A 24541-nucleotide genomic window follows, 5' to 3' on the forward strand; every position below is an offset into this window, starting at 1 on the left:
CCTTTCGGTGGCACCACCGCGGGATCCGGGATGGCAGGGTGGTGAAGCGTGACAGTGGACGAAAGGGGGCGCGCGACGGTGGGAGCCGACGACGCGGAGCGAGCCGCGTTGCCACCGCTGCGACACAACCGCGACTACGCCAGGTTGATCTTCGGCGGAGCGGTGTCGAGTCTCGGCAGCCGGATGAGCAGCATCGCGTTCCCGCTGATCACGCTCGCAGCCACCGGCAGCCCGTTCGCCGTCGGTCTGGTGGCCGGCACAGCCACGATGGCGCTGGTCGTCATCGGCATACCCGCCGGAGCGCTCGTCGATCGCTGGGACCGTCGCCGGACGATGATCACTGCCGCCGCACTCGGCGGTGTCGCCTACCTGTCCGTGGCGCTGGCGGCCTTCGCCGACCACATCACCGTCCCGCACCTCATGCTCGCGGCTGCGTGCGGAGGTGTTGCCAACAGTTTCTACGGACCGGCCGAGCAGGTCGCCGTGCGCAACGTGGTGCGCAAGGACGACATCCCTCGAGCAGCGGTCAACAACCAGGTGCGCTCGGCCGCTGCCGGACTTGCCGGGCCACCCCTCGGTGGCTTCCTCTTCGGCATCACCCGTGGCCTGCCGATGGTCGCGGACGCGATCAGCTACGCGGTCGCCATCGTGTGTGCCTTCCGCGTGCGCACGCCGATGCCGGGCAAGGCACGCGATGACCGCGAAGCGCTGTGGCCGTCGATCCGCACCGGGCTGTCGTTCCTCTTCGGCCACGAGCTGCTGCGCACCATCACCCTGCTCTCGACGCTGCTCAACTTCGCCGGCACCGGCCTCGTGGTGTCGGTGACGATCACCATGCAGCAGCGCGGCACCGCGCCCGCCTGGATCGGTGCGGTGTCGAGCGCGATGGCGGTGTCGATGCTCATCGCGTCACTGCTGTCCGCACGCATCCTGGAGCACCTGAGCGTCGGCGTGCTGATGTTGCTGACGCCGCTGATCGGCGCCGTCGCTTTCACCGGTATGGCGTTCGCCCACGCCCCGCTCGTGCTCATGGCGCTGATGGCGTGCGGGACCTTCCTGCTCGCGCCGTGCAACGCCGCCGTCGTGTCGGTGCTGACCTCACGCACGCCCGAGGACCGGCTCGGCCGGGTGATGAGCGCCGACAACGTGCTGTCGCTAGTGCTGACGGCGCTCGCGCCCGCGACGATGGGTTTCCTGATCGGTGCCGCCGGGGGTGAGACCGCGATGGTCACCTTCGCGGTGCTGCTCGTGGTGTCGGGCGTGCTCGTGCTGCCCTTCCCCCGCCTGATGCGTATGTCGGCCGTCGAGGACTCCGTCGAAACGGCCTGACGACCGGGCGGATTGGTCAAGAACCGGCCGGGCCGGACGGTGTCAGTCGCGCAGTTGGTCGAACCGCACATCGACCTCGGCGAGCATCTCGCGCAGCACCGGCAGGCTGAGGCCGACCACGTTGTGGTGGTCGCCCTCGATGCGCCGGACGAACGGTCCACCCAAGCCGTCGATCGTGAACGCACCGGCGACGTGCAGTGGCTCGCCCGTGGCGACATACGCCTCGATCTCCTCGTCGGTCACGTCGGCGAAGTGGACCACGGTGGAGGCGACGACCCCGAAGGTCGCGCCGGTGGACTCCTCACGGCCGTCGACCAGCCAGTGCCCGGTGTGCAAGGTGCCGGAGCGGCCACGCATCCGCTGCCAGCGGGCGATCGCATCTGCCGCGTCGGCCGGCTTGCCCAACGTGGAGTCCTCGAACTCCAGCACCGAGTCGCAACCCAGCACGAGTGCGTCGGCGTCGGTCGCCGAAGCGACCGCCTCGCACTTCGCCCGGGCGAGCAGCAGCGCGACATCGTCGGCGGCGAGCGTCGCGCCCAGCCCCGCCTCGGCGTCGTTGATGACCGCCGGCTCGTCGACCTCGGAGACGATCACCTCCGGCTCGACACCGGCGGACCGCAGGGTCGCGAGGCGGGCGGGGGAAGCAGAGGCGAGCACGAGGTCGACAGTCACGATCCGCAAGCCTAATTCTTCGCCGCGACAAATGGGGTGTTGCCGTCGGATTCGGTTGTCGGTGCTTGTGTTTGGGGCCTGCGGCGCCGGTAGTAGTGGACGGTCAGCGCACCCAGCAGCGGTCCCCAGGCGACCAACGGGAGGTAGGACACCGCGAACGCAACGGTCTGCCAACCGTGCGTGACCATGCCCGTCGTGTCGTTGCTCGCGCCGCCCACGGTGCGGCCCAGGACGAGGTCCATGAACATGGCGTAGGGGAAGACCAACAGCAGGGTCGACCCGATGGCCGCAGGTATGACGGCACCCATGATCGGCACCCGCCGGCCGCGCAGCCGCGGGACCCAGCGCGGGAACACCTCACCCCAGCGGCATACGAGCCCGAATGCCAGGAACGCCAAACCCTCACTGATCACGCTCAACCCGATGACGTAGACCGTCGTCCAACTGTCGGGGATCAGTTGAGGCCCCTGACCGGTGTGCCGGCCCTCGGTCTCGGCTTCGAGAACCGGCACGTCGAAGACCATCCCCGCGATGCGCCAGATGCACGACGGCAGCACCGCGAGGTGGACGAGGTATGCCGAGACGATTGCCCACTGTGGCACGTTCGCTGCGGTGGGGCCGTGCAGGCGGTCCGGAAGCGTGCGGGTGCTCATGCGAGGCTCCGGCGCCGGTAGTAGCGGACGGTCAGCAGGCCGAGCAGCGGCCCCCAGGCGACTAGGGGGAAGTAGGCGACTCCTGCCAGGACGGTCTGCCACGCATGGACATACATCTGAGTGCCGTTCCCGTCGGTCTCGGTGCCGAGGCCGCCGGTGACGATGTGGATGCACAACGCAACGCCGTAGATGAGCAGGATCAGCGTGCCGATGGCCGCGGGGACGACCGCGGCGCTGATCGGCACCCGCCGGCCGCGAAGTCCCGGGATCCACCCGGGGAAGACCTCGCCCCAGCGGCATACGAGCCCGAAGGCCAGGAACGCGAAAGCCTCGGTCACCAGACTCAGCACGATGACGTAGAGGGGACCCCAACTGTCGGGGAGACTTCCCCCGCCCGGACTGCGCTCGGCGAGCGGCACGTTGAAGGTGAACCCGAGGATCCGCCAGATGCACGACGGCAGCACCGCGAGATGGATGGCGTATGCCGCACCGATCGCCCACCGTGGCACGTTGGCGGCAGTTGGGCCGTGCAGACGGGACATGAAAGGTGTTGCGGTCATTGGATTTCCGGCTCCTCGGTGATGGGATGACGGCTCCACTCTCGGTGTCCCGGCCGGGCCGTCGCTTCGCGCGGAAGGGGTAACCAGCTACCACTGCGGAGGGATATCTCAGCGCTGCGTTTCTGCAAGGATCGACAGCATGCGGCGGATCCTGGACACCTCGGTGTGGTTGCGAGCGGTCTTCGTGCTGCTCGGATCCGGGTTGGTGCTGTCGCTCGCCTTGCTGGACGTGACTCTCGTCGTGCTGCTGCTGGAGTCCGATGCCCTGCCCGGGTGGTTCGCCGTCGTGCTCGCCGTCGTGCTCGTCGTGGTCCCCATCGTCGGGATCGGTGTGGTTCCTGGCGTGCGCTCCGTGGAGGCTGCGGCGGCGGAATCGCTGTTGGGAGTGCACTTTTCGAGCGGCACGCCGGGTCCGGCGGTCGGCCGGCCGCAGCGGTCGCGCACGCTCGCGTGGTTCGCGCTGCACCTGCTCGCCGGACTCGTTCCGGTCCTGCTCGTCCTGCTCGCGTTCTATGCGTCGAGCCCGCTTTGGACACCCGTGGTCCTTCTCGTCGCGGTCGGTGCGCTGCCGGTCCTGGGGCGAGGACTCGCCGCGCTTGCCCCGGCGCTGCTCGGCCCCTCGCAGGCCGAGCGCATCGAGCTGCTCGAGCAGGACGTGCACCGGGCGGTCGAACGCAATCGGCTCGCCCGGGAGATCCATGACAGCGTCGGTCACGCTCTGTCGCTGGTGACGGTCCAGGCAGCCGCGGCAAGCAAGGTCATCGACCGTGATCCCGCCTTCGCGGCATCCGCGCTGACCGCGATCGAGGAGGCTGCCAGGTCGGCGACCGCGGACCTGGATCACGCGCTCGGCCTGCTGCGCGAGGACCGCGTCGTGACGACGGCACCTGCGCCGGACCTCACCGCGGTCGATGCGCTGCTCGTGGCAACACGCGCGGCGGGACTCGAGGTGCGCGCCGACGTGTGTGACCTGGCGGCGGTGCGTCCGGAGGTGGTCAGTGTGGAGGCATACCGGATCGTGCAGGAAGGACTCACCAACGCGATGCGCTATGCCGATCCGCGGACCGCCGCACTCGACATACGGGCGGAGGGGCACGAGTTGCGGGTCGTCGTCAGCAACCCGACCACCGGCCGCGCTCACGGTCGGCAGGGTCGAGGTTTGCGCGGCATCGAGGAGCGCGCGACGGCGCTCGGCGGCAGCATGAGAGCAGGTCGGCACGACGGGACGTGGCAGCTGTCGGTGCAGCTGCCGTTGGCGACAGGGGAGAGGCATGGATGAGATCAGGGTCGTCCTCGTCGACGACGAGCCGCTGGTGCGCAGCGGACTCGCCGCGATCGTCGACAGCGAGCCCGACCTGACGGTCGTCGGCCAGTGCGGCGACGGCTCGGAGGCGGTGCCGCTGGTGCGCCGGTTGCGACCGGACGTGGTGCTGATGGACGTGCGGATGCCCGGAGTCGACGGGATTCGGGCGACCCGGCTGCTGACGCAACTGGACGGCGGCGGTCCGGCGGTGCTGGTCGTGACGACCTTCGAGAACGACGACTACGTGTATGACGCCCTCCGGGCCGGGGCACGCGGGTTCCTGCTGAAACGGGCCCGCGCGGAGGACTTCGTGTCCGCCATACGCACGGTGCAGCGCAGTGACTCGCTGCTCTTCCCGGAGGCGGTGCGCGGGCTGGTGGCAGCTCGCGGGCGCCGGCCGGACGGCACCGCCCTGCAGGAGCGGCTCAGCGAGCGGGAGCAGGAGATCCTGCGGCTGATCGCGAGCGGGAGCTCCAACGCCGAGATCGCCTCGGAGCTCTATCTGAGCATCGAGACAGTCAAGACGCACGTGCGCAATCTGCGCGCCAAGCTCGGCGCCCGCGACCGGGTGCAGGCCGTGATCATCGCGTACGAAAGCGGATTCGTGGAGATGTGAGTGCGGCGGAGGCTCAGCCGAGGACGTCGTCCACGAAGCACCAGCGCCAGCCTTCGCCGGGCTCGAAGGACCGCATCACCGGGTGGCCGGTCTCCTCGTGGTGCTTGCTGGCGTGCTTGCCGACCGAGGAGTCGCAGCACCCGACGTGCCCGCAGGCGAGACACAGGCGCAGGTGCACCCAGACGCTGCCGTCCTGCAAGCACTCCTCGCAGCCGTCCGGTGTGAGCGGGTCGGTGGCGAAGGGCGCGTCCGCCAGGTGCTCGCACCCGAACTGGCGTTGCTCGGGGGTGAGCAGCATGCGCTCGGTCAGGCTGCGGTCGTAGTCCTGAACGCGGGCGATCATGGACTCCTCCAGGTCCAGGGAGCCCATCACGGCCTGCAACACCTCGTGATCCATGACGCCCTTGTCGCGCAGCTTGAGCACCTTCGTGCGCTCGGCATCCAGCATTGCCGAGCGGAGGCGACGGTAGGCGTCCGAAGGCGTTTCGGTGCCCTCGTCACTGTGCCCGAGACGCTCCCAGGCGAGGTTCGCCCGGCGCGCTCCCTGGTGCTGCAGGACGGTGATGACCTGCTCGGGCACTTCGAACTCGCTGTCGTCGAGCTCTTCTTCCAGCCGGCGGTTGCCGGCGTTGACCGCCGCCTGGGTGAGTTGTGCGGTCTGCAGGGCGTCCTCGCGCGGATCGGGGCCGTGCAGGTCGAGTCGACGGGAGACATAACCGAGCGTGAATCCTTGCAGCACAAGGGTTCCCACGGTCACGAAGAGCGCGATGAAGATCATCGCGGCGCGTTCGGGGGTGTCCGCCGGCAGCAGTGACGCTGCAGCCAGGGTGACCACGCCGCGCATCCCGGCCCAGGAGGCGATGGCGACCTCGCGCCCTGTCATCGCCGTGCTCGACCACCCCATGCGACGACTGATGGCCTCCGAGCCGAGCAACCAGATCGGTCGCAGCACCATGACCGTCACGAGCACGAGCAGTGCGATGCCGACGGTGCGGCCGAGTCCACTGCCGGAGTTGCGCACACCATCGACGATGGTCCGGGTCTGCAGGCCGATCAGCAGGAAGACCATGTTCTCCAGCAGGAAGGTCATCGACGCCCAGTTCAGCTGCTCGGAGACCCTCGACTGGGCGGTCTGGATCCGCGGCGCCTCGTGGCTGGTGGCCACACCGCACACGACGGCCGCGATCACGCCGGAGGCGTGTGCCTCCTCGGCCGGCAGGTAGGCGATCCACGGGCTGAGGAAACTCAGCGCGACCACTGTGACGGTGTCGGTGACGTGTCGCCATACCCACGACACCAGCAGGTAGGCGACGAAGCCGATGGCGACGCCGCCGGCGGACGCCCAGAAAAAGTCTCGACCGGCGGTGAAAACCGTTGTCGCGCCTGCGCCTCCGGCGATGAGTCCCTTCGCGGTGTTGACCGTGACCAGTGCTGTCGCGTCGTTGAAGAGTGACTCACCCTCGAGCACCGACACCACGCGGCGGGGCAGCCCGATGCGCCGCGCGACCGCCGTCGCAGCGACCGCGTCCGGCGGCGCGACAACGGCACCGAGGGCGACGGCCGCCGCGAACGGCACGTCGAGCAGCCGCCACGCCACCAGCGCGACACCGAACGCGGTGAACAACACCAGCAGCACCGACATCTGCAGGATCTGCCGACGCTCGCGGCTGAGGTCGATCAGCGAGGTGTTGGACGCCGCGGCGAACAGCAGCGGCGGGAGGAACCCGAGCAGGATGATCTCGGGGTCCACCTCGAACGGGTAGGGCATGAACGGCAGGAACGACGTCACCGCACCGACCGCGACCAGCAACAGCGGCGCGGACAGCCCCACCCGGCGAGCGAGTGCAGCGATGGCGACGACCGCGGCGGTCAGCAGGAAGAGCGGCAGCGCGATATGCACCCTGTCATCTTTCCAGGTGCGTGGCCCTTACAGCGTGCCCAACACCGCGCCGCGCAGCGTGTCGAGGCCGACCGAGCCGATGTCGAGCGCCCGACGGTGGAACGCCTTGAGATCGAAGGCGTCGCCTTCCCGCTCGCGCATCTCGTCGCGCAGCTGCAGCCAGATCCGCTCGCCGACCTTGTATGACGGGGCCTGGCCGGGCCAGCCGAGGTAGCGGTCCAGCTCGAACCGCAGGAAGCCTTCGCCCATGTCGCAGTGGGCATTGAGGAACTTCCAGGCCTTGTCGTAGGTCCAGGCACCGCCGCCGACCTCGGCCGGAGCTTCGAAGCCGCAGTGCACGCCGAGGTCGACCACGACGCGGGCAGCACGCAGCGACTGCCCGTCGAGCATGCCGAGCTTGTTGCCCGGGTCCTGCAGGTAGCCCAGGTCGTCCATCAGGCGTTCGGCATACAGCGCCCACCCCTCGCCGTGCCCGGAGCACCAGACGTCCAGGCGGCGCCAGGTGTTCAACAGCCCGGACCGGAAGATCGTCTGGCCGTTCTGCAGGTGATGCCCCGGCACACCTTCGTGGTAGACGGTGGTCAGCTCACGCCAGGTGCTGAAGGTGTCCTCACCCTTGGGCACCGACCACCACATGCGGCCCGGACGGGAGAAGTCCTCGCTCGGCGGGGTGTAGTAGATGCCGCCGGATTGCGTTGGGGCGATGCAGCATTCGATGGTGCGCGCCGGCTCGGGTATGTCGAAATGACTGGCGCCGAGGTTAGCGACCGCCTCGTCCGCCTTGCCCTGCATCCAGCGCTGCAGCTCGTCGGTGCCGTGCAGCGTGTAGTCGGGGTCGGTGTCCAGTGCGGCCATCGCCTCCTTGACCGTGGCGCCCGGCTTGATCTGCTCGGCGATCTGCTGCATCTGCTCGGTGATGCGGGCGAGCTCCTGCTGGCCCCAGGCGTAGGTCTCCTCCAGGTCGACCGCTGAGCCCAGGAAATAGCGTGAGTGCAGGCCGTAGGCGTCCCGGCCGCATCCGTCGGCCTCGGGCGCCAGCGGCAGGATCTGTGCGCGCAGGCGCTCGCCGGCCTTGGCATAGGCGGCCGCTGCGGTGTCGACCGCGTCGGCGATCTGCGGGTGCTGGGACTTCAGCTCGGCGAAGTAGCCGTCGGCGGCTGTGTGGTCCTCCGTCTGCTTGATGCAGGCCTCGACCTGGCGGCGTGCGCTGACGACGCCGTGCTCCGTGGCGGTGTGCAGCGACTCGAACCACTGGTCCAGGGCGGTCGGCACGGCCGTCATACGCCGTCCGATCGTGTCGATCTGGTCGGGCGTGTCGGTCGGCATCAGGTCGAAGACGTCGCGAATGTCCTGCAACGGCGAGGCGATGACGTTCAGCGCGCCGTGCTGCAGGTGCGCGTCGTACATCTCGGCGTCGAGGCCGAGGCGCTCGCGCATCGCGTCGATCGTCACCTTGTCGACGTCGTCCTCGGGGGTCGCCTGCTCGAGCGCGGCGAGCGTCTCGCGGGTCAGGGCGTTGGCGGCGGCGAGGCCGGCAGGGGAGAAGTCGTCGAGCTCGTCCTGTCGCTCGCCGGAGCCGATATAGGTGCCCAGCATGGGGGAGAGCCGGAGGGACTTGTCGTGGAAGTCCTCCGCGATCGCGTCGACGGGGGTGGGTTTGCGTGCGAGATCGTCTGTCACATCGTGCACGCTAGTCGCGGTGAGACCGCATTGCATCGCGTTTGTGTGCGGCCGACAATGGCGTCGTGGTTTGCGACGAGAGCTGGGTGGGCAGCGGCGAAACGGGCACCGGACTCGTGCTGTCGACGAACACCGGTCGGGCACAACCCAATCCGGCCAACCACGGCATGACGGGCATCCATAAGCGCGCCGTGCCGCAGATCGCGGTGCGCGATCCCGGGCCGAAGGTCGCGGACGGCATCGGCAGCGGTGTCGTGGACGATTTCATCGGGGACCGGGCGCACCACGGGGGCGACCGTCAGGCGGTGTATGCCGTCGCCCGTGAGCAGTTGGACTGGTGGAGCGAGCGACTCGGACGGACCCTCGACAACGGTATGTTCGGGGAGAACCTCACGACCACCGGCATCGATGTCGACAACAGCGTGATCGGCACGCAGTGGACCGTCGGCACTGCGGTGCTGGCCGTCACCGGGCCGCGGATCCCCTGTGGCACCTTCCGGACGCACATGGCCGAGCAGGGCTGGTTGAAGAAGTATGTCGAGCACGGCCTGTCCGGCGCCTACCTGGAGGTGGTGACGCCTGGCGTCATACACCCCGGGGATGCTGTGCACGTCGGTGCCGCTCCCGATCACGGCGTGACCGTGCCGACGGCGTTCAGGGCGCACTACGGCGACGTCGAGGCGATGCACACGGCGCTTGATGCCGGCGTGCTGAGTGAGCGAGAGCGCCAGCGGGTCGCTGCCCGGCTGGGGGAAACCGTCGACGAGTTGGTCGAGTAGCAGGGGGAGCGCAGCCAAGGTGGTCGAGTAGCCGGGGGAGGCGTATCGAGACCCCCGCGACGACACTCTCTGACGACACCAACTCTTGACCGACGTCTGACCCGCACTTCACCCGCGCGTGAACTTGCCGGGCGTAGCGTCGAAAACCATGAAATACCGCCTCGTTGCTGTCGTTTCAGCTGGTTCCTTCGCATTCGGTGTGGTCGCGACCACCGCCCCCGCTCAGGCATCCGAAGTGGGGGAGGTGTCGAGCACGGTCGCCGCAGCCCAGCTCAAACTGGGGATGACCGGGACACCGGAGGACGCGAAGGCAGACCTGCCGACCCTGACGGTCAAGGCCAAGGGCTCGATGGACGGCTACGACCGCGACCTCTTCCCGCACTGGCGGGACGCGTCCACGTGGGGCTGGCCGGAGGAGCCGAACAACTCCTGCAATGCGCGCAACGCGGCGTTGTACCGCGATGGTGAGGACGTCACGATGTCCTCGAGTTGCACCAGTCTGCAAGGCACGTGGGTCGATCCGTATGGCGCCAAGAAGTATGACGAGGCGTCCGACATCGACATCGATCACGTCGTGCCGCTGGCAGCTGCCTATGTCACGGGTGCTGCGGCCTGGGACACCGAGAAGCGCACGCAGTATGCGAACGATCCACTGGTGCTGGTGTCGTCGGACGACTCGTTGAACCAGTCGAAGAGCGACGACGATCCGTCGGAGTGGAAGCCGCCGAACACGGACGCCTACTGCCTCTATGCAACCCGGTGGGTGCTGATCAAGGACAAGTACGGCTTGTGGGTGACCAGCACCGAGAAGACTGCGCTGAACAGCATGCTGGAGACCTGCTGACGCCGGCGAGATTGTCCTCCGAGGTGGCCGAGCCTGTCGAGGTCACCGAGCGTGTCGAGGTCACCGAGCGTGTCGAGGTGGCCGGGCCTTCGAGATGGCCGAGCCTTCGAGATGGCCGAGCTTGTCGAGGTCACTGATTGACGAAGAACGCCACGGTGATCACCAACATCACGGTCACGATCCCGGCGCGCAGCACCGGCGCAGGCACGTGGTGCGCACCGCGGGCGCCGGCCCAGCCACCGGCGATCCCAGCCAGCAGCACGGGCACGGTGGCGCTCCAGGCGACGCTCGCGGTGGCGACGAAGACCAGCACCGCCACGGCACGGGCGGCACCGACCATCAGGTTCTTGGCGGCGTTGCTGTGATGCACGTCTGCCTCGCCGAGCAGACTCCACATCGCCATCATCAGGATCCCGACCGCGCCGCCGAGGTAGCCGCCGTACATGCCGAGGACGAACTGACCGACCACGATCGTGGGTGCGGGCAGGGTGACCCGGCGGCGTAGGGCGGCCCCGACGGGCCGGCCGATGGCGAACGTGACGGTGGCGAAGAGGAGCAGCCAGGGGATCACCGCGTCGAAGACACCGCCCGGTGTGCTGATCAGCAGGACTCCGCCGCAAAGGCCACCGGTCGCGGTGACTACGACGAGCGTGCGCAGCGATCTCCCGGCGACCGGTGCGAGGTCGCGTCGACCGGCAACAGCGGCGGCGAGGCTGCCGGGAAAGAGGGCGACGCTGCTGGAAGAGTTCGCGATAACAGGAGGCACACCGGTGCTGATCATCGCCGGCAGCGTGACGAACGATCCGCCGCCACCGGCTGCGTTCATTGCACCAGCTGCGAAACCCGCTGTCAGCAGCAGCAATAGTGACTCCCAGAATCCCACGGCATCGAGCGTGCCGTGCTCGCAGGATGAGCACAATGCGGCATTGCCGAAGTGTGCCTTCGGCTGATACGAAGGCTGTATGGCGACAACCGGCTCTCCGCTGCGCTTCGACCCGGCGGACCTGACGCTCTTCATCAGCATCGCCGAGTCCGGGAGCATCACCAGGGGAGCGGAGCGGTCACACTTCGCGCTGGCCTCCGCCAGTGCTCGGGTGCGCGGGATGGAGACCGCGTTGGGTGTGCCGCTCTTCGACCGTGGCCGCCGCGGCGTCACGCTGACCGGAGCAGGGCGACTGCTGTTACAGCACGCGCGGTCGATCAACCAGGGCATGGAGCAGCTGAACCTCGAGCTGGCGGCATACGCCGAGGCACAGGGTGCGACGGTCCGGCTGCTCGCAAACACGGCGAGCACCGCGAGCCTGGTCACGGCCGCGGTGACCTCGTTCCTGGCGGACCGGCCGGCTGTCCGGATCGACCTCGAGCAGCGACCCAGCCGGCGCGCCGTCGTGGAGGTCGCTGAGCGCCGCGCTGACTTGGGCATCGTGTCCGACAGTGCGGACCTGGGGGCGCTGCAGACGCGCCGGCTGCGCGACGACCAGCTCGTGGTCCTCAGCGCACCGAGTGGCCCACTGGCACGCAGACGCACGGTGTCCATCGTCGAGGTCGTCGAGCGACCGTTCGTCGGCCTGAGCCACGGCAACGCCCTCGCCGAGCACCTCGAGGACCACACGCTGCCGCTGGGTTCACGCTTCGCCTATCGGGTGCGGTTGCACAGCATCGACGCGGTATGCCGAGCGGTCGCAGCCGGCATCGGGATCACCGTCCTGCCGCGACATGCCGTGAAGGACTGGCTCGACGACGGGTCTCTGGTCGCGACGGCGCTCGACGAGCCCTGGGCCGAACGCACTTTGCTGGTGTGCTTCGTCGCCGAGGCCGAACTCTCACCGACCGCGCGAGCGCTGTGCGATCACCTCGTCGCCGGCTCCTGGGGAGCATGACCGCTCCGCCACGCGGGCCGGAAGTCGTCTAGCGCGAATCTCCTTCACGGGCAATCCGTTTCGCGTGGCGAACGATCACGTCGACGACCTCCGCCACGGAGGCGGTGGCATCGATAGCGATGCTCGGATCGGGTCGATCCTCCTGACTCCTGTGCAGCCGGATGACGAGCGCGCGTTCGTCGGGCTTGCTGCCGAATTCGTCCGGACGCCGGTCGAGCCGTGCATTCAGCGTGTCCAGATCGAGGTCCAGAACGAACACCGCGTCGAACAACTCGATGAAGTTCGACCGGTTGCGAGAGCCGCCACAGAAGAACGTGTAGTGCTCGGACCGATCGGCCGCCAGCGCCCTGACCTGCTCGACCCGCCAGAGATGGTGCCAGTGCGAGGGGATGTCTGTGGGTTCGCCGGTCCTCGGATCACCTTGGTAGGCAAGCTCGGTGTCGCCGTTCACCGCGTGACAACCACGACGGCACAACTCCCGGCATACCGTCGTCTTGCCCGCGCCCGAGACGCCTTCGACGAGAAAGTTCCACTCACCCACATGTCGACCGTAGTGGGAACGCGCGGTCACGACGTGACACCCAACGTGTTCACCGACCTCGACGACCTACGCCTACTCACCGACACCGACACCGACACCGACGCACCAGATGTCGCTGCTGGAGGCGACTCCTGCGATTCCGCACGCGGGCCTGTGGCGTGTGAGCGGTCGGTGCGACATACGTCGATGGCCGGACGGCATCCGTGTCGAGTTCCCCGAGCCACCACCACCGTTCTGACGGGCTATGACGGGCAGGCACGCCGCCACGCGTGTTGGAAGTGAGCCAGTGACGAGGGCCGCTTCGCCGGTTCGGATTGCGTTGCGGCTGCGGCGATCTCGCGAGCCGAGTGGTCGGGGTGTCGCTCGAGCAGGAAGATCTGGATCATCCGGCCGAGCGTGAAGACCGTCGTTCGCGCGTCGATCACCGCACCCAGCGTCGACTCCTCGGGCGCCATGAACCGGGTGGAGCCGGGCAGCCGACCGACCCGGTTGACGAACGAACCACGGTGGTAGCACTCGAAATCCATCACCTTCATGGTGCGAGTGGGGAAGTCGTACATCAGGCAGCCGTCATACAGGTCACCGGCGACCCAGCCGGCCGCGTCGAGCCGCACGTGCAGGTCGATGACCGCGTCGAGTGCCGCCACGATTTCCTCGGCCGGCAGCGACTTCAAGCGATTGAATGCCTGCGCGGGGTCGTCCCGCAGCTGGGCTGGTGCGCGCACCAACTCGCCGTCGAACCACGGGGAGACGGTGACGACGCCCTCCGGGGTCCGAATGATCCGATCGATGGGGATGAGCGCCGGATGCGTCACAGCAGTGCACACCTCCGCGGACAACTCGAGTGCGCGAGAGCGTGCCGCACGGTCGGCGCCGCCGGCGGTCACCTCGTCCTCGCCGGGCGTCTTGACGAACCACCGCTTCCCGTCCGCGTCGCGTACGCCGTAGGAGATGTGCCCCGAGTCCTGGGTGCGTGCGTCGAACACCGCGAAGATCTCGCCGATGCCGGTCACGGTCGCGCGCAGGTTCAGGTCGGTGCGTTCTCCGTCGGCAGGCATGCCCACATCATCGCGCGAGGGCGGCATGTCAAGGTTGCCGGATGGACTCGCTCAGCCCCGTGGACGTTGCCGGCGCCGGATCACGTCTTCTGTCGCGCCCGCTACGGCTGCAACGGACGCTCACCGGGGGACAGCACGCCGTGACTGTGCTGGTCACCGACGACACGGATTCGTATGTCGTGCGTGCGTTCCCGCACGCGTCCCTGGCCGTCACGCACGAGATCGGCGTCCTCGAACGGCTCGGTCCGCTCGGCGCGATGGCTCCGCATCTGCTGGCGCACGGCGAAGAGGCCGGTCAGCCGGTGATCGTGACCTCGGCACTCGCCGGACGGCACCCGGCCCTCGACCTCGCACCGGAGGCGATGGCCGGCCAGCTGGCCGACGTGTTGGCCCGGACCCACCGGCTCGACGGCACCGGCCTGCGGCCCGAGCCGCAACAACCGGCGGTCCGCCCTGGCCGGCTGTCCGCCGCGGCACAGGAGGCGTGGCACCGGGTCGACCTGACCGAGCGCGTCCTGACCCACTTCGACTTCTGGTGCGGCAACGCGCTCTGGGACGCTGATCAGCTGGTCGGCGTCGTCGACTGGAGCGGCGCCCGCTGGGCACCGCGTGGTGTGGACGTCGCCTGGTGCCGTCAGGACCTGGTGCTCCTCGGCTCGCCGGCCGCCGCGGAAGACTTCCTGCACAGCTACGAAAGGCGTTGCGGTCGACAAGTTTCCGACATACGCGCATGGGACATCCTCGCTGCCGAGCACGCCGACCCGCACGTCGAGTCGTGGGACGGGAACTACCACGGCATCGGCAGGAGCGACATCACCTCGAGGGTCCTGCGCGAGCGGCTCGACGCATGGACCGCGACGCTGCTCTCCTGACGTCAGCCGCGGATCGCCGTCACTGCGCTCAGCACACCGAGCACCACCATCACGACCGCGGCGACACGGGTGATCCAGACGATCGGCAGGAACTTCAGCAGCGTCTTGCCACCGAGTATGGCGATCAGCGCCACGGCCCACAGACCGAGCGTGACGCCGATACCGACCGACAGCGGATCGTCATACTTGGCAGCGAGATTGGCGGTCAGGATCTGGGTCAGGTCGCCCCATTCAGCGACGAAGATGACGCCATACCCGAGCGAGGCGACCTTGAAGAACCCGGCGCCGTCGAAGCGACCCGACACAGCGTCGGCGCTCTCCGCCTCGCCCTCGGCCTCGACGTCGTCGTAGTGCGCGCCCTCCCGCCAGATCAGCCAGGCACCGAGCAGGAAGAGGACTGCGACCACACCCTCGACCAATCGCCCGGGCAACAGTGAAATCAGTTGGCCGGCACTGACGGCGATCACCACGTGGGTCAGGAACGCCGCGGCCACGCCGGTGAAGACCCACGGCCACGGGAAGCGGGTGCCGAGCACCAGTCCGGCGACGGCGCTCTTGTCCGGCAGCTCGGCCACGAAGGCGAGCACGAAGACGGTGAGGATGATTCCGAGGTCGAGCACGATAGTCCTTGGCTTCGGGCCGGAACGCCGTGCAGGCAAAAGAAAAGGACGAGCACGTCGAACCGGCAGCGGGTTGCTGTCATGGTTCGAACGTCTCGTCCGGTCACTGCGAGGTGACCCCGGACACCGGGCGGCGGGCCGCCAGTATGTCGACATCCGGTCGAGGGACTACTCCCGTTCGCACATCAGGGTAACGGGCCGACGCAGGAGATGCACATCGGCGACGTGGCATCGACGAGCAGAGAACGGGGTAGGGATAACCCCACCCGCTCGACGGCGGAGAGTGGGTCCAGGCCCACTGCGTCGGAGGCGCGTCATACCTAGCGTCGGAGTATGCGCAAGAAGCGACAACACCGGCCCGAGGCGCTGCAGTATGACGGCGCGATGGTGCGCCTGGACTCCGTCACCAAACGCTACGGGCGGGGGACCGCAGCAGTGACCGCACTCGACGACGTCAGCGTCACGATCCCGGCCGGCACCTTCACCGCGGTCATGGGCCCGTCCGGATCGGGCAAGAGCACCTTCCTGCATTGCGCGGCCGGCCTCGACCGTCCGACGAGCGGCCGAGTCAGCCTCGGCTCGCGGCGCACCGAGCTGTCGGCGCTCTCCGAGACCGAACTCACCCTGGTCCGCCGGCAGCGCATCGGTTTCGTCTTCCAGGACTTCAATCTGCTGCCGTCATTGACCGTTCGACAGAACGTCACCCTCCCGCTCCGCCTCGCGCACCGCCGCACCGACAAGGCGCGGTTGGCGCACAGCCTGGCGCGCGTCGGACTGTCGGACCGGGCCGGCCACCTGCCGGCACAGCTGTCCGGCGGCCAACAACAACGCGTAGCCATCGCCCGCGCGCTCATCACCGGCCCCGAGGTCGTCTTCGCCGACGAGCCGACCGGTGCGCTGGACACCGTCCGCGCGCAGGAGATCCTGTCGCTGCTACGCCGCACCGTCGACGACACCGGGCAGACCACCGTGATGGTCACGCACGACCCGGTCGCCGCCTCGTATGCCGACGCGGTGGTCTTCCTCGCCGACGGCCGCATCGCCGAGATCACCGGCACGCTGCCCGCCGGCCGCATCGCCGAGCGGATGGCGCACCTCGGGACGTGGGCCTGATGTTGCGGCTGACGCTCGCCTCACTCCGCAGGCGGAAGACCTCGGTGCTCGGAGCGTTCCTGGCACTCTTCTGCGCCGCCGCGATGGTCAGCGCGTGCGGCGGCCTCCTCGAGACCGGCATCCATGGTTCCATCCCACCGCAGCGGTATGCCGGGACCCCGACCGTCGTCACCGCCGACCAGCAGATCCACTGGACGAAGATCAAGCACAAGCACGGCAAGATCAAGAAGAAGACCAAGTCCAAGCCGCTCGCGGAACGCGCCTGGCTGCCCTCGGCGGTCGGCTCCCGCCTCCGGGCGGTCCCGGGCGCACATGTCGTCCCCGAACGCCGGGTTGTCGCCGAAATCGTGTCTCCCACAGGTGGATTCGTGCCTGGGACGAACGGCCGGACCATCGGGCTGAACTGGCAGTCGGCGCGCCTGACGCCATACCGACTGAGTGCGGGAAGCGCCCCGACAACCGACCGCCAGGTGGTGGTCGACCGCGGTCTCGCCGCACGGGCGCACCTGCACGTGGGTTCCCGCGTCACCGTGCAGTCGACCGTCGATCCCACCGCGTATGTCGTGTCCGGCATCGCCACACCGCAGCATCCCGTCACGGAGCAGTCCGCAGTCTTCCTCTCCGAGCACGAGGCGACCCGCCTCGCTTGCGCTGCTGCGCGCCATCGGCGCGACACCCCGGCAGGTGCGCCGGCTCATCGGACGTGAGGCGCTCGTCGTCGGCATCCTCGGCGGCGTGCCGGGTGCACTTGCGGGCATCCCGGCGAGCGAGGCGATCCTGCACCGGTTCGTGTCGGTCGGTGCGGTGTCCGACACGGTGCAGCTGACCCGCAGCCCGTTCCCGCTCGCTGCTGCGGCCCTCGTCACCTGTGTCGCCGGTGTGGTGGCCGCCCGGATCTCGGCTCGCCGGATCGGGCGGATCAGTCCGGCGGATGCCCTGGGGGAGTCGACGATCGAGCGGCGCGGCGTCGGGACCGTGCGCGTGGTTGCCGGGCTGCTTGCCACGGTCGGCGCCGTCGTCATCACCAGCGTGCTCACCGGCCTGCACTCCGAACCGGCGGCGATGCCGGTCACCTACCTGTCCGCGCTGCTCTGGTTGATCGCCGCGACGCTGCTCGGGCCGCTGCTCGTGCGGGTCGCGACCACCCTGCTCGCCGTCGTATGGCGCATCTCGCCGGTCGGCGGATTCCTGGCGGCGCAGAACGCGAAGCTGCGTAGTCGCCGGGTGGCCGCAGCAGTGTCGCCCCTCGCGCTGCTCATCGGTATGGCGGCGACGATCGTCTTCGTGCCGCTGACGCTGTCGAGTGCCGCGCATGCGCAGGCGACGGAGGGGCTGCACGCGGACCGGGTCGTGCGCTCGGACGGACCGGGCGTCCCGGACCGTGCCGTTGACCGGATCCGCAACACCCACGGCGTCACCGCCGCGGTGCCCGTCGTGCGCTCGACGGTGTGGGTCGGCCAGGACAAGCGGTCGACGCACGGGGTGGGCGGGGAGGGGCTGACCCAGGTGCTGGACCCGGGCGTGGTGCGCGGATCGCTGTCCGCGTTGCACGCCGGCACGATCGCGATGAGCACCCGCGCGGCGCAGGGCCGGTCGATCGGCTCGGCCGTGCGAGTCACCCTGGGGGACGGGACCGTTGCGTCATACCGGCTGGTCGCGGTGTACGACCGCGGCCTCGGCTTCGGCGACACGCTGCTGCCGTGGACCACGCTCCGCAGCCACGTCGACGACCCGCTCGCCGCCGAGGTGCTCGTGCGCGGCAACGTCACTCCCACCGGGTTGGCACACCGGCTGACCGGCTTCCCCGGACTGCATGTCACCGGCAGCGGCGGGCACCTACGAGCGGCCGACCCGCAGAGCCGGGGCACGGCCGGCGTGAGCTCGGTGTTCCTGGCGCTGATCGTCGGTTTCAGCGCGATCGCCGCGATCAACACGCTCGCCATGGCGACGATGGACCGATCGCGCGAGTTCTCCCTGATCCGACTCGTCGGCGCGACCGTGCGACAGGTGCGTGGCCTGCTGCGCTGGGAACTCGCGCTACTCCTGGCCATCGCGGCTGCCATCGGCGTGGGCGCCGCCTGGGCGACACTGACCGCCTTCAGCATCGGTATGACGGGCGGCTCGACCCCTGCCGTCGGTCCCGGCACGCTCGCGCTCATCCTCGCCGGGGCCACCGCTATCGGCGCCGGCGCGACCTTCCTGCCCGCCGGTGTGCTGCTGCGTCGCAACGCCGCGACGGAGGTGGCGGCACGGTGAGCACGGCCGCCAGCAGTACGACGACTAGCCTGGGTGACGTGAGCCACTTCCTCGATCGGTCGGAGATCAACGATCGGCTGGATGCCACGCCCTGGCAGGACGTCGACGTCAGCCCCGAAGTGGCCTCCACCAATGACGAGCTGATGCGCAACCCGCAGCCGTGGCGGGCCCTGGTCACCGACAACCAGGTCGCCGGGCGCGGACGGCTGGACCGCACCTGGGTCGCCCCCGCAGGCACGTCGATCGCGTTGTCCGCGACGTTGCCGCTGCCGCGTGACGCGACCCGCTGGGGCTGGGTGCCGCTGCTGGTCGGCGTCGCCGTGCGACGCGCCATACGAGACCTGACCGGCGCGTCGATCGGGCTGAAGTGGCCCAACGACGTGCTCGCACGCCCCGACGCCCGCGCCCCGTGGGCGAAGCTGGCCGGCATCCTGTGCCAGGCCACCGGCGGACCCGACCCGGTCGTGGTCGTCGGCGTCGGCATCAACGTGCACCAGACCGCCGACCAGCTGCCGGTCAACACCGCAACATCCCTGCACCTGGCCGGCTACGACGTACGCTGCGAGGACCTCATCGTCGCGGTGCTGGAGCAGCTGGTGGTGGTCCAGCAGGAGTGGGACGGGCAGACGGAGGATGCCGCCTACCGCGCCGCCTGCGTCACGGTGGGTCAGCAGGTGCGGGTCGAGCGCTCCGGTGACGACCCCGTCACCGGCACCGCACTGGACATCGACAACATGGGACGGCTGGTGCTCGACACCCCCGAGGGCGCGGTTCCGCACGCGGTCGGGGACGTCATACACATTCGGCCGGGGGAGGGCGACCTGCTGCCGGAGCCGGACCCGCACGATCGCGCGGCCTTCGTCGACGCGCTCGAGGAACGCCTGCTCGGCGCGCCCCGCACTCTGCGGCGCGCGGACATCGCAAAGGCTGCCGGCGTCACCTCCGAGGACACCAGCAGGTTGTGGCGCGCCCTCGGATTCGCCAGTGCCCGCGAAGAAGACGTGGTCTTCACCGAAGCGGACCTGGAGGCGGTCCGCAGGGCCGCGCAGACGGTACGCGACGGTTCGTTGGACGAGACCACGGTGCTGGGGCTGGCCCGAGCGGTCGGGCGTTCGACCGACCGGCTGGCGATGTGGTCCCTGCAGGTGATCACCGACATGGTGACCGGCGACGACGGCATCGGGGTGGACAGCCGGGTCGCCCGCGCTGCTGCGGAGCGCGCGGTCGACGTCGCCGAGAACCTCACCCCGCTGATCAGTTACGTATGGCGCCGCAACCTCGCGGTCGCGATCTCCAGGATGATCGCCGACTCCGAGCCGGAGTCGCACATCGGCGTGATCCGGACCATCGGTTTCGCCGACCTGGTCAACTTCACCCAACTGACCCGGCAACTCGGCGAGCGCGAGCTCGCGGTGCTGGTGCAACGCTTCGAGTCGCTGGCGTCCGATGTCGTCGCACTGCACGGCGGCGCGGTCGTCAAGACGGTCGGTGACGAGGTGCTCTTCTCCCACACCACGGTCGAGGGAGCAGCCGCGATCGCGTTCGATCTGATCGACCAGGCCGCCGCGGACGACCTGATCCCGCGGATGCGGGTCGGCGTCGCGACCGGCCGCGTGCTCGCGCGTCTCGGGGACGTCTACGGCAACACCGTCAACCGGGCCAGTCGGCTCTCGAGCGCCGCCGACCCCGGCACGGTCCTCGCGGACAGCGACGTGGCCGCCGCACTGGCCGACTCCCCGCAAGTGCGAGCCGTCGCCCGCGAAGCAATAAATCTTCCCGGAATCGGACAAATCACCTCGTGGGTCCTATCCAGGCGTCCGGGAGAACTACTATCGCCACCATGACCCGTGTCTTACTGGCCGAGGACGATCCTGCAATCTCCGAGCCCCTCGCTCGCGCTCTGCGGCGGGAGGGTTATGCCGTTGATGTCCGCGAGGACGGGCTGGCGGCCCTGGACGGTGCGCAGAGCGGTCCGGACTTGGTCATCCTCGATCTCGGTCTCCCGTCGATCGACGGTTTGGAGGTATGCCGCCGACTGCGCAACTCCGGCAGCTCGGTCCCGGTTCTCATCCTGACCGCGCGCGCCGACGAGGTCGACACGGTCGTCGGCCTGGACGCCGGCGCCGACGACTACGTCACCAAGCCGTTCCGGCTGGCCGAGCTGTTGGCGCGCGCCCGAGCACTGCTGCGCCGCACCCCGCCGGAGGAAGAGGAAGCCGCCCCGCTGGTGCGGCTGGACGCCGAGGCCCGACGCGCCTTCGTCGGCGACAACGAGCTGCAGCTGACGGCAAAGGAGTTCGAGTTGCTGCGCGTGCTGGTGCGGGAGCAGGGCAAGGTCGTTTCGCGTGAGCAGCTGATGCACGAGATCTGGGAGACCGCGTGGCTCGGCTCCACCAAGACACTCGACATGCACGTGTCGGTGTTGCGCCGCAAGCTGGGCGACGACGCGACACAGCCCCGATTCATCACCACGGTGCGGGGAGTCGGCTTCCGATTCGAGCCGGTCGGCGGAAGCTGACGGGTCTTGCGCGCCAGACTGCTGCGGGCCGGGCCCCGCATCGCCGCACCCGCGGTGCTGCTCGTGCTCCTTCCCGCGCTGGTGCTGGTGCCTGCGTGGTGGCATCGCGCGGTGCTGCTCCTTGCCGCCGCCCTCGGCGCGGCATACATCTGGTGGGTGACCCGGCAGGAGGCCGAGGACACGGCCGGCCCGGTGGAGGAGCTCACCCGGCGCGCAGAGCGTGCCGAGGACGGCCCGGTGATCTTCGAGCCGCTGCGCAGCGGCATCGACGAGATCGACCGGATCTCACAGGTTTTCGAGGGCCGCGCGGCTGAGCTGACCGCGACCCTCGCCGCGGAGCGCGAGTTCGCTTCCGACGCCAGCCATCAGCTGCGCACCCCGCTGACGGCGTTGCTGATGCGGCTGGACGAGATCTCGATCAGTGACGACATCGACCAGATCCACGAGGAAGCCACCGTGGGCATCGCGCAGGTCGAGCGGCTGACGACCGTCGTCGACAAGCTGCTGCAGCGGGCCCGGGAGTCGCCGTCCGGTCCATTGCCCACGATCTCGCTCGACTCGGTCATCGCCGAGCTGCAGCGCGAGTGGCAGCCGGCCTTCGCCGACGCCCGGCGCAGCGTGAAGGTCAGTGGCGAGCGCGGTCTGCAGGTCGTAGCGAGTCGCAGCGGCCTGTCGCAGATCCTGGCGACCCTGCTGGAGAACACGCTGCAGCACGGCACCGGCACCGTCGAGGTGATGGCCCGACGCAACGGACCGTCGGTGGTGGTCGAGGTCAGCGATCAGGGCAAGGGCGTCGACGCGGCGATCGCACCGCACATCTTCAAGCGCCGGGTGAGCACCGGCGGCACCGGCCTCGGGCTGGCGCTCGCGCGCGACCTGGCGGGTGCCAACGGCGGCCGGCTGGAGTTGCGCAGCGCGCAGCCGGCGGTCTTCGCGTTGTTCCTGTCCGAGGGGGAGGCGGCGCCATCGGCGCTGCAACGGCGCCGGGGCTGAGCGGTCGGGCGTATGCCGCCGGGGCTCCTCAGAGCCGGGGTTCGGCGCGGGGGACCGACGGCTCCTCCGGCAGCAGTGGATCGGCGAGCGCCTGCGCCGCGGTCTCTTCGGTGAGCGGTTCGTTGCGGAAGACCAGTTGCTTGTAGGCCCAGAAGCGGATGATGGTGCCCAGCCCGATGCCGAACATCGCGTTGAAGTTGAGCCAGAACTTGCCGTCCAGCCCGAGCACGTAGTGCGCGAACGCCACCCAGACGACCGACACGGCCAGCGCCACACCGTTGACCCCGAAGAAGAGCATCACCTCGTGGGCGACCGGGCGGCTGCGCCGGTGCCGGAAGGTCCAGTAGCGGTTGCCGACCCAGGCGAACAACGTGGCGACGGTGCCGCTGATGATCTTGGCGGCCGTCACCTTGGTCGGCATCGGGCCGTCGATCAGCAGGTTGTAGAGGCCCAGGTCGATGATGATGTTGATGACACCGATGACGCCGAACTTCGCCAGCTCGCGCCACAGCGAGCGCACCAGGTCGACGGCGCGCTGTCCCAGCGTGCGCGTCTGATCGACATACCTCGCCCCATTCACAACGTTCAGCGTACGTGGCGCGGGCTGAGGGAGTGCTGAGCGGGCGCATTAGGGTGTGCGAGTGACTTCTCCTCAGCGCGTTCCCGGCGGATTCCCGGTGGTCGGCATCATCGGCGGCGGCCAGCTCGCCCGGATGTGTCAGCCACCGGCAGTGAACCTCTCGATCACTCTCAGCGTGCTTGCCGAAGCACCGGATGCGGCGGCCGCCCAGGTGATCCCGTCCGCGCCGGTCGGGTCCCACCTGAGCGTCGACGACGTGTTGGAGTTCGCCCGCAGCTGCGACGTGGTGACCTTCGACCACGAGCACGTGCCGTCCGACGTGCTGCAGGCGCTGGTCGATGCGGGTGTGCCGGTGCACCCCAAGCCCGAGGCGCTGCTCTACGCCCAGGACAAGCTGGAGATGCGGGAGCGGCTGACCAAGCTGGGTGTCCCGTGCCCGGCGTGGGCCAGGGTGCGCGACGTGAGCGAGCTCGCCGCGTTCGGCGACGAGCACGGCTGGCCGGTGGTGCTGAAGACGCCGCGCGGTGGCTATGACGGCAAGGGGGTGCGCGTCATCGACGCCGCGTCGGAGGCCGCGGACTGGTTCGCCCGGGGCGACGACCTGCTCGCCGAGGAGAGCGTGCCGTTCAGTCGCGAGCTGGCGGTGCTGGTCGCGCGCAGCCCATCGGGGCAGTCGGCCGTGTGGCCGATCGTGCAGACCGTGCAGACCGACGGCATCTGCACCGAGGTGCTCGCCCCGGCGCCCGACCTCGACGATGAATTGTCCTCGCACGCTTCACAATCGGCGTTGCAGCTGGCTGGTGAGCTCGACATCACCGGGGTGTTCGCGGTCGAGATCTTCGAGATCCCCGGCAGCGACGGAGCGGCTCCGTCATACGTGGTGAACGAGCTGGCGATGCGTCCGCACAACAGCGGGCACTGGACGATGGACGGATCGGTGACCTCGCAGTTCGAGCAGCACCTGCGTGCAGTGCTGGACCTGCCGCTGGGTGAAGTCAGCGCCCGGGCCCCCTGGACGGTGATGGGCAACGTTCTCGGCGGCGACTACGACCAGCTCTACCCGACCTACAAGCATCTGCTCGCCCGTGACCCCGGGCTGAAGATGCACCTCTACGGCAAGGGTGTGCGGCCGGGCCGCAAGATCGGTCACGTCAATGTCTATGGCGACGACCTCGACTCACTGCGCGCCCGCGCGCGGCACGCCGCCGACTACCTCGAAGGAACGGTGACCGAGTGAACTCCGAATCCGCTGCTGCCACACCGGCTGTCGGCATCGTGATGGGCAGCGACTCGGACTGGCCGGTGATGCGGCTTGCGGCCGAGGCGCTGGACGAGTTCGGCATCGACTTCGAGGCCGACGTGGTGTCCGCTCACCGGATGCCGGCCGAGATGATCGCGTATGGCGAGCAGGCCGCCGCTCGCGGCATACGCGTGATCATCGCCGGCGCCGGGGGAGCGGCGCACCTGCCGGGCATGCTCGCGTCGGTGACCACGCTGCCGGTGATCGGTGTGCCGGTGCCGTTGAAATACCTCGACGGCATGGACTCGTTGCTGTCGATCGTGCAGATGCCCGCGGGTGTGCCGGTCGCGACCGTGTCGATCGGCGGCGCCCGCAACGCCGGCCTGTTGGCGGCACGCATTCTGTCCTCCGCCCCCGACGAGGAGGGCGAGCGGTTGCGCGCTGCGATGGCCGACTTCCAGGTCGAGCTGCGCGATCAGGCGCATGCCAAGGGTGCGCGACTGCGCGCCGAGGTCGCCGGCGAGTAGTGGTGTC

At 69.2% G+C, this 24541-nt stretch carries 25 protein-coding genes; 15 read left to right on the forward strand and 10 right to left on the reverse strand.

Features of this window, described 5'->3' with window-relative positions; genetic code table 11:
- Positions 1-48 precede the first annotated feature (48 nt).
- Positions 49-1329: an MFS transporter gene (locus ACSZL9_RS09810; RefSeq protein WP_446665308.1), complete on the forward strand. Its 1281-nt coding sequence runs from the start codon at positions 49-51 to the stop codon at positions 1327-1329.
- Between the two features lie 42 nt (positions 1330-1371).
- Here the strand turns inward: ACSZL9_RS09810 and ACSZL9_RS09815 are convergent, their stop codons facing one another.
- Genes ACSZL9_RS09815 through ACSZL9_RS09825 form a run of 3 tightly spaced genes read right to left on the reverse strand, consistent with a single transcriptional unit; the run spans position 1372 to position 3214 of the window.
- Positions 1372-2001: a Maf family protein gene (locus ACSZL9_RS09815; protein ID WP_446665309.1), complete on the reverse strand. Its 630-nt coding sequence runs from the start codon at positions 1999-2001 to the stop codon at positions 1372-1374.
- A gap of 11 nt (positions 2002-2012) precedes the next feature.
- Positions 2013-2654, reverse strand: a complete 642-nt coding sequence (locus tag ACSZL9_RS09820) for a hypothetical protein (protein ID WP_446665310.1) — start codon at positions 2652-2654, stop codon at positions 2013-2015.
- Complete coding sequence (locus ACSZL9_RS09825; RefSeq protein WP_446665311.1) at positions 2651-3214, reverse strand: hypothetical protein; 564 nt, start codon at positions 3212-3214, stop codon at positions 2651-2653. Before ACSZL9_RS09825 ends, ACSZL9_RS09820 begins: the two co-directional genes overlap by 4 nt.
- A 139-nt stretch (positions 3215-3353) precedes the next feature.
- Between ACSZL9_RS09825 and ACSZL9_RS09830 the strand changes: the two genes are divergently transcribed.
- Positions 3354-4493: a sensor histidine kinase gene (locus tag ACSZL9_RS09830; RefSeq protein ID WP_446665312.1), complete on the forward strand. Its 1140-nt coding sequence runs from the start codon at positions 3354-3356 to the stop codon at positions 4491-4493.
- The gene (locus tag ACSZL9_RS09835) at positions 4486-5133 is read left to right on the forward strand and encodes a response regulator transcription factor (protein ID WP_446665313.1); all 648 of its coding nucleotides are present in this window, start codon (positions 4486-4488) and stop codon (positions 5131-5133) included. Before ACSZL9_RS09830 ends, ACSZL9_RS09835 begins: the two co-directional genes overlap by 8 nt.
- A 13-nt stretch (positions 5134-5146) precedes the next feature.
- Here the strand turns inward: ACSZL9_RS09835 and ACSZL9_RS09840 are convergent, their stop codons facing one another.
- Both ACSZL9_RS09840 and ACSZL9_RS09845 read right to left on the reverse strand, forming a co-directional pair.
- Positions 5147-7033 carry a cation:proton antiporter domain-containing protein gene (locus tag ACSZL9_RS09840; protein WP_446665314.1) on the reverse strand — a complete coding sequence of 629 codons (1887 nt, stop codon included), beginning with the start codon at positions 7031-7033 and terminating at the stop codon, positions 5147-5149.
- 27 nt (positions 7034-7060) lie between these two features.
- Positions 7061-8749, reverse strand: a complete 1689-nt coding sequence (locus tag ACSZL9_RS09845; RefSeq protein ID WP_446665315.1) for a DUF885 domain-containing protein — start codon at positions 8747-8749, stop codon at positions 7061-7063.
- Positions 8750-8778: 29 nt separating this feature from the next.
- On the opposite strand from ACSZL9_RS09845, the gene ACSZL9_RS09850 reads away from it, so the two are divergent.
- Positions 8779-9492 carry an MOSC domain-containing protein gene (locus ACSZL9_RS09850; protein WP_446665316.1) on the forward strand — a complete coding sequence of 238 codons (714 nt, stop codon included), beginning with the start codon at positions 8779-8781 and terminating at the stop codon, positions 9490-9492.
- Positions 9493-9640: 148 nt separating this feature from the next.
- Entirely contained in the window at positions 9641-10336 is a 696-nt protein-coding gene (locus ACSZL9_RS09855) for an HNH endonuclease family protein (protein WP_446665317.1), read from the forward strand.
- 130 nt (positions 10337-10466) lie between these two features.
- Here ACSZL9_RS09855 and ACSZL9_RS09860 read toward each other — a convergent pair whose 3' ends face one another.
- A complete protein-coding gene (locus ACSZL9_RS09860; RefSeq protein ID WP_446665318.1) occupies positions 10467-11219 on the reverse strand; it encodes a sulfite exporter TauE/SafE family protein in 753 nt (250 codons plus the stop codon).
- A gap of 79 nt (positions 11220-11298) precedes the next feature.
- On the opposite strand from ACSZL9_RS09860, the gene ACSZL9_RS09865 reads away from it, so the two are divergent.
- On the forward strand, positions 11299-12216 hold the full coding sequence (locus ACSZL9_RS09865; RefSeq protein WP_446665319.1) for a LysR family transcriptional regulator: 918 nt from the start codon (positions 11299-11301) through the stop codon (positions 12214-12216).
- Between the two features lie 28 nt (positions 12217-12244).
- Here ACSZL9_RS09865 and ACSZL9_RS09870 read toward each other — a convergent pair whose 3' ends face one another.
- Together ACSZL9_RS09870 and ACSZL9_RS09875 are read right to left on the reverse strand one after the other, a co-directional pair.
- On the reverse strand, positions 12245-12787 hold the full coding sequence (locus ACSZL9_RS09870) for an AAA family ATPase (RefSeq protein ID WP_446665320.1): 543 nt from the start codon (positions 12785-12787) through the stop codon (positions 12245-12247).
- Between the two features lie 212 nt (positions 12788-12999).
- Positions 13000-13815, reverse strand: a complete 816-nt coding sequence (locus tag ACSZL9_RS09875; protein ID WP_446665321.1) for a hypothetical protein — start codon at positions 13813-13815, stop codon at positions 13000-13002.
- A 41-nt stretch (positions 13816-13856) separates the two neighbouring features.
- On the opposite strand from ACSZL9_RS09875, the gene ACSZL9_RS09880 reads away from it, so the two are divergent.
- Positions 13857-14687, forward strand: coding sequence for a phosphotransferase family protein (locus ACSZL9_RS09880; RefSeq protein ID WP_446665322.1), 831 nt, complete (start codon positions 13857-13859; stop codon positions 14685-14687).
- Positions 14688-14689: 2 nt separating this feature from the next.
- Here the strand turns inward: ACSZL9_RS09880 and ACSZL9_RS09885 are convergent, their stop codons facing one another.
- On the reverse strand, positions 14690-15307 hold the full coding sequence (locus ACSZL9_RS09885) for a TMEM165/GDT1 family protein (protein WP_446665323.1): 618 nt from the start codon (positions 15305-15307) through the stop codon (positions 14690-14692).
- 384 nt (positions 15308-15691) lie between these two features.
- On the opposite strand from ACSZL9_RS09885, the gene ACSZL9_RS09890 reads away from it, so the two are divergent.
- The 6 genes from ACSZL9_RS09890 to ACSZL9_RS09915 are packed head-to-tail and all read left to right on the forward strand — an operon-like array spanning position 15692 to position 22187.
- Entirely contained in the window at positions 15692-16420 is a 729-nt protein-coding gene (locus ACSZL9_RS09890; RefSeq protein WP_446665790.1) for an ABC transporter ATP-binding protein, read from the forward strand.
- Complete coding sequence (locus ACSZL9_RS09895; RefSeq protein WP_446665324.1) at positions 16420-17127, forward strand: hypothetical protein; 708 nt, start codon at positions 16420-16422, stop codon at positions 17125-17127. Before ACSZL9_RS09890 ends, ACSZL9_RS09895 begins: the two co-directional genes overlap by 1 nt.
- Positions 17105-18676, forward strand: a complete 1572-nt coding sequence (locus ACSZL9_RS09900) for an FtsX-like permease family protein (protein WP_446665325.1) — start codon at positions 17105-17107, stop codon at positions 18674-18676. Before ACSZL9_RS09895 ends, ACSZL9_RS09900 begins: the two co-directional genes overlap by 23 nt.
- Positions 18677-18714: 38 nt before the next feature.
- Entirely contained in the window at positions 18715-20520 is a 1806-nt protein-coding gene (locus ACSZL9_RS09905; RefSeq protein ID WP_446665326.1) for a biotin--[acetyl-CoA-carboxylase] ligase, read from the forward strand.
- Positions 20517-21194 carry a response regulator transcription factor gene (locus ACSZL9_RS09910; RefSeq protein ID WP_446665327.1) on the forward strand — a complete coding sequence of 226 codons (678 nt, stop codon included), beginning with the start codon at positions 20517-20519 and terminating at the stop codon, positions 21192-21194. Before ACSZL9_RS09905 ends, ACSZL9_RS09910 begins: the two co-directional genes overlap by 4 nt.
- A 6-nt stretch (positions 21195-21200) precedes the next feature.
- Entirely contained in the window at positions 21201-22187 is a 987-nt protein-coding gene (locus tag ACSZL9_RS09915; RefSeq protein ID WP_446665328.1) for a sensor histidine kinase, read from the forward strand.
- Positions 22188-22215: 28 nt separating this feature from the next.
- Here ACSZL9_RS09915 and ACSZL9_RS09920 read toward each other — a convergent pair whose 3' ends face one another.
- A complete protein-coding gene (locus ACSZL9_RS09920) occupies positions 22216-22767 on the reverse strand; it encodes a GtrA family protein (protein ID WP_446665329.1) in 552 nt (183 codons plus the stop codon).
- 61 nt (positions 22768-22828) lie between these two features.
- On the opposite strand from ACSZL9_RS09920, the gene ACSZL9_RS09925 reads away from it, so the two are divergent.
- Complete coding sequence (locus tag ACSZL9_RS09925; RefSeq protein WP_446665330.1) at positions 22829-24004, forward strand: 5-(carboxyamino)imidazole ribonucleotide synthase; 1176 nt, start codon at positions 22829-22831, stop codon at positions 24002-24004.
- 41 nt (positions 24005-24045) lie between these two features.
- Entirely contained in the window at positions 24046-24534 is a 489-nt protein-coding gene (gene purE / locus ACSZL9_RS09930; protein WP_446665791.1) for a 5-(carboxyamino)imidazole ribonucleotide mutase, read from the forward strand.
- Positions 24535-24541 lie beyond the last annotated feature (7 nt).

The organism is Flexivirga sp. B27 (genome assembly GCF_052905685.1).

Bases quoted from the DNA above. Each gene is read 5' to 3' on its own strand.
- ACSZL9_RS09820 (WP_446665310.1), bottom strand. From the start codon at position 2,654: ATGAGCACCCGCACGCTTCCGGACCGCCTGCACGGCCCCACCGCAGCG.
- ACSZL9_RS09825 (WP_446665311.1), bottom strand. From the start codon at position 3,214: ATGACCGCAACACCTTTCATGTCCCGTCTGCACGGCCCAACTGCCGCC.
- ACSZL9_RS09830 (WP_446665312.1), top strand. From the start codon at position 3,354: ATGCGGCGGATCCTGGACACCTCGGTGTGGTTGCGAGCGGTCTTCGTG.
- ACSZL9_RS09835 (WP_446665313.1), top strand. From the start codon at position 4,486: ATGGATGAGATCAGGGTCGTCCTCGTCGACGACGAGCCGCTGGTGCGC.
- ACSZL9_RS09845 (WP_446665315.1), bottom strand. From the start codon at position 8,749: ATGCAATGCGGTCTCACCGCGACTAGCGTGCACGATGTGACAGACGAT.
- ACSZL9_RS09855 (WP_446665317.1), top strand. From the start codon at position 9,641: ATGAAATACCGCCTCGTTGCTGTCGTTTCAGCTGGTTCCTTCGCATTC.
- ACSZL9_RS09865 (WP_446665319.1), top strand. From the start codon at position 11,299: ATGGCGACAACCGGCTCTCCGCTGCGCTTCGACCCGGCGGACCTGACG.
- ACSZL9_RS09875 (WP_446665321.1), bottom strand. From the start codon at position 13,815: ATGCCTGCCGACGGAGAACGCACCGACCTGAACCTGCGCGCGACCGTG.
- ACSZL9_RS09880 (WP_446665322.1), top strand. From the start codon at position 13,857: ATGGACTCGCTCAGCCCCGTGGACGTTGCCGGCGCCGGATCACGTCTT.
- ACSZL9_RS09890 (WP_446665790.1), top strand. From the start codon at position 15,692: ATGGTGCGCCTGGACTCCGTCACCAAACGCTACGGGCGGGGGACCGCA.
- ACSZL9_RS09895 (WP_446665324.1), top strand. From the start codon at position 16,420: ATGTTGCGGCTGACGCTCGCCTCACTCCGCAGGCGGAAGACCTCGGTG.
- ACSZL9_RS09910 (WP_446665327.1), top strand. From the start codon at position 20,517: ATGACCCGTGTCTTACTGGCCGAGGACGATCCTGCAATCTCCGAGCCC.
- purE (WP_446665791.1), top strand. From the start codon at position 24,046: ATGGGCAGCGACTCGGACTGGCCGGTGATGCGGCTTGCGGCCGAGGCG.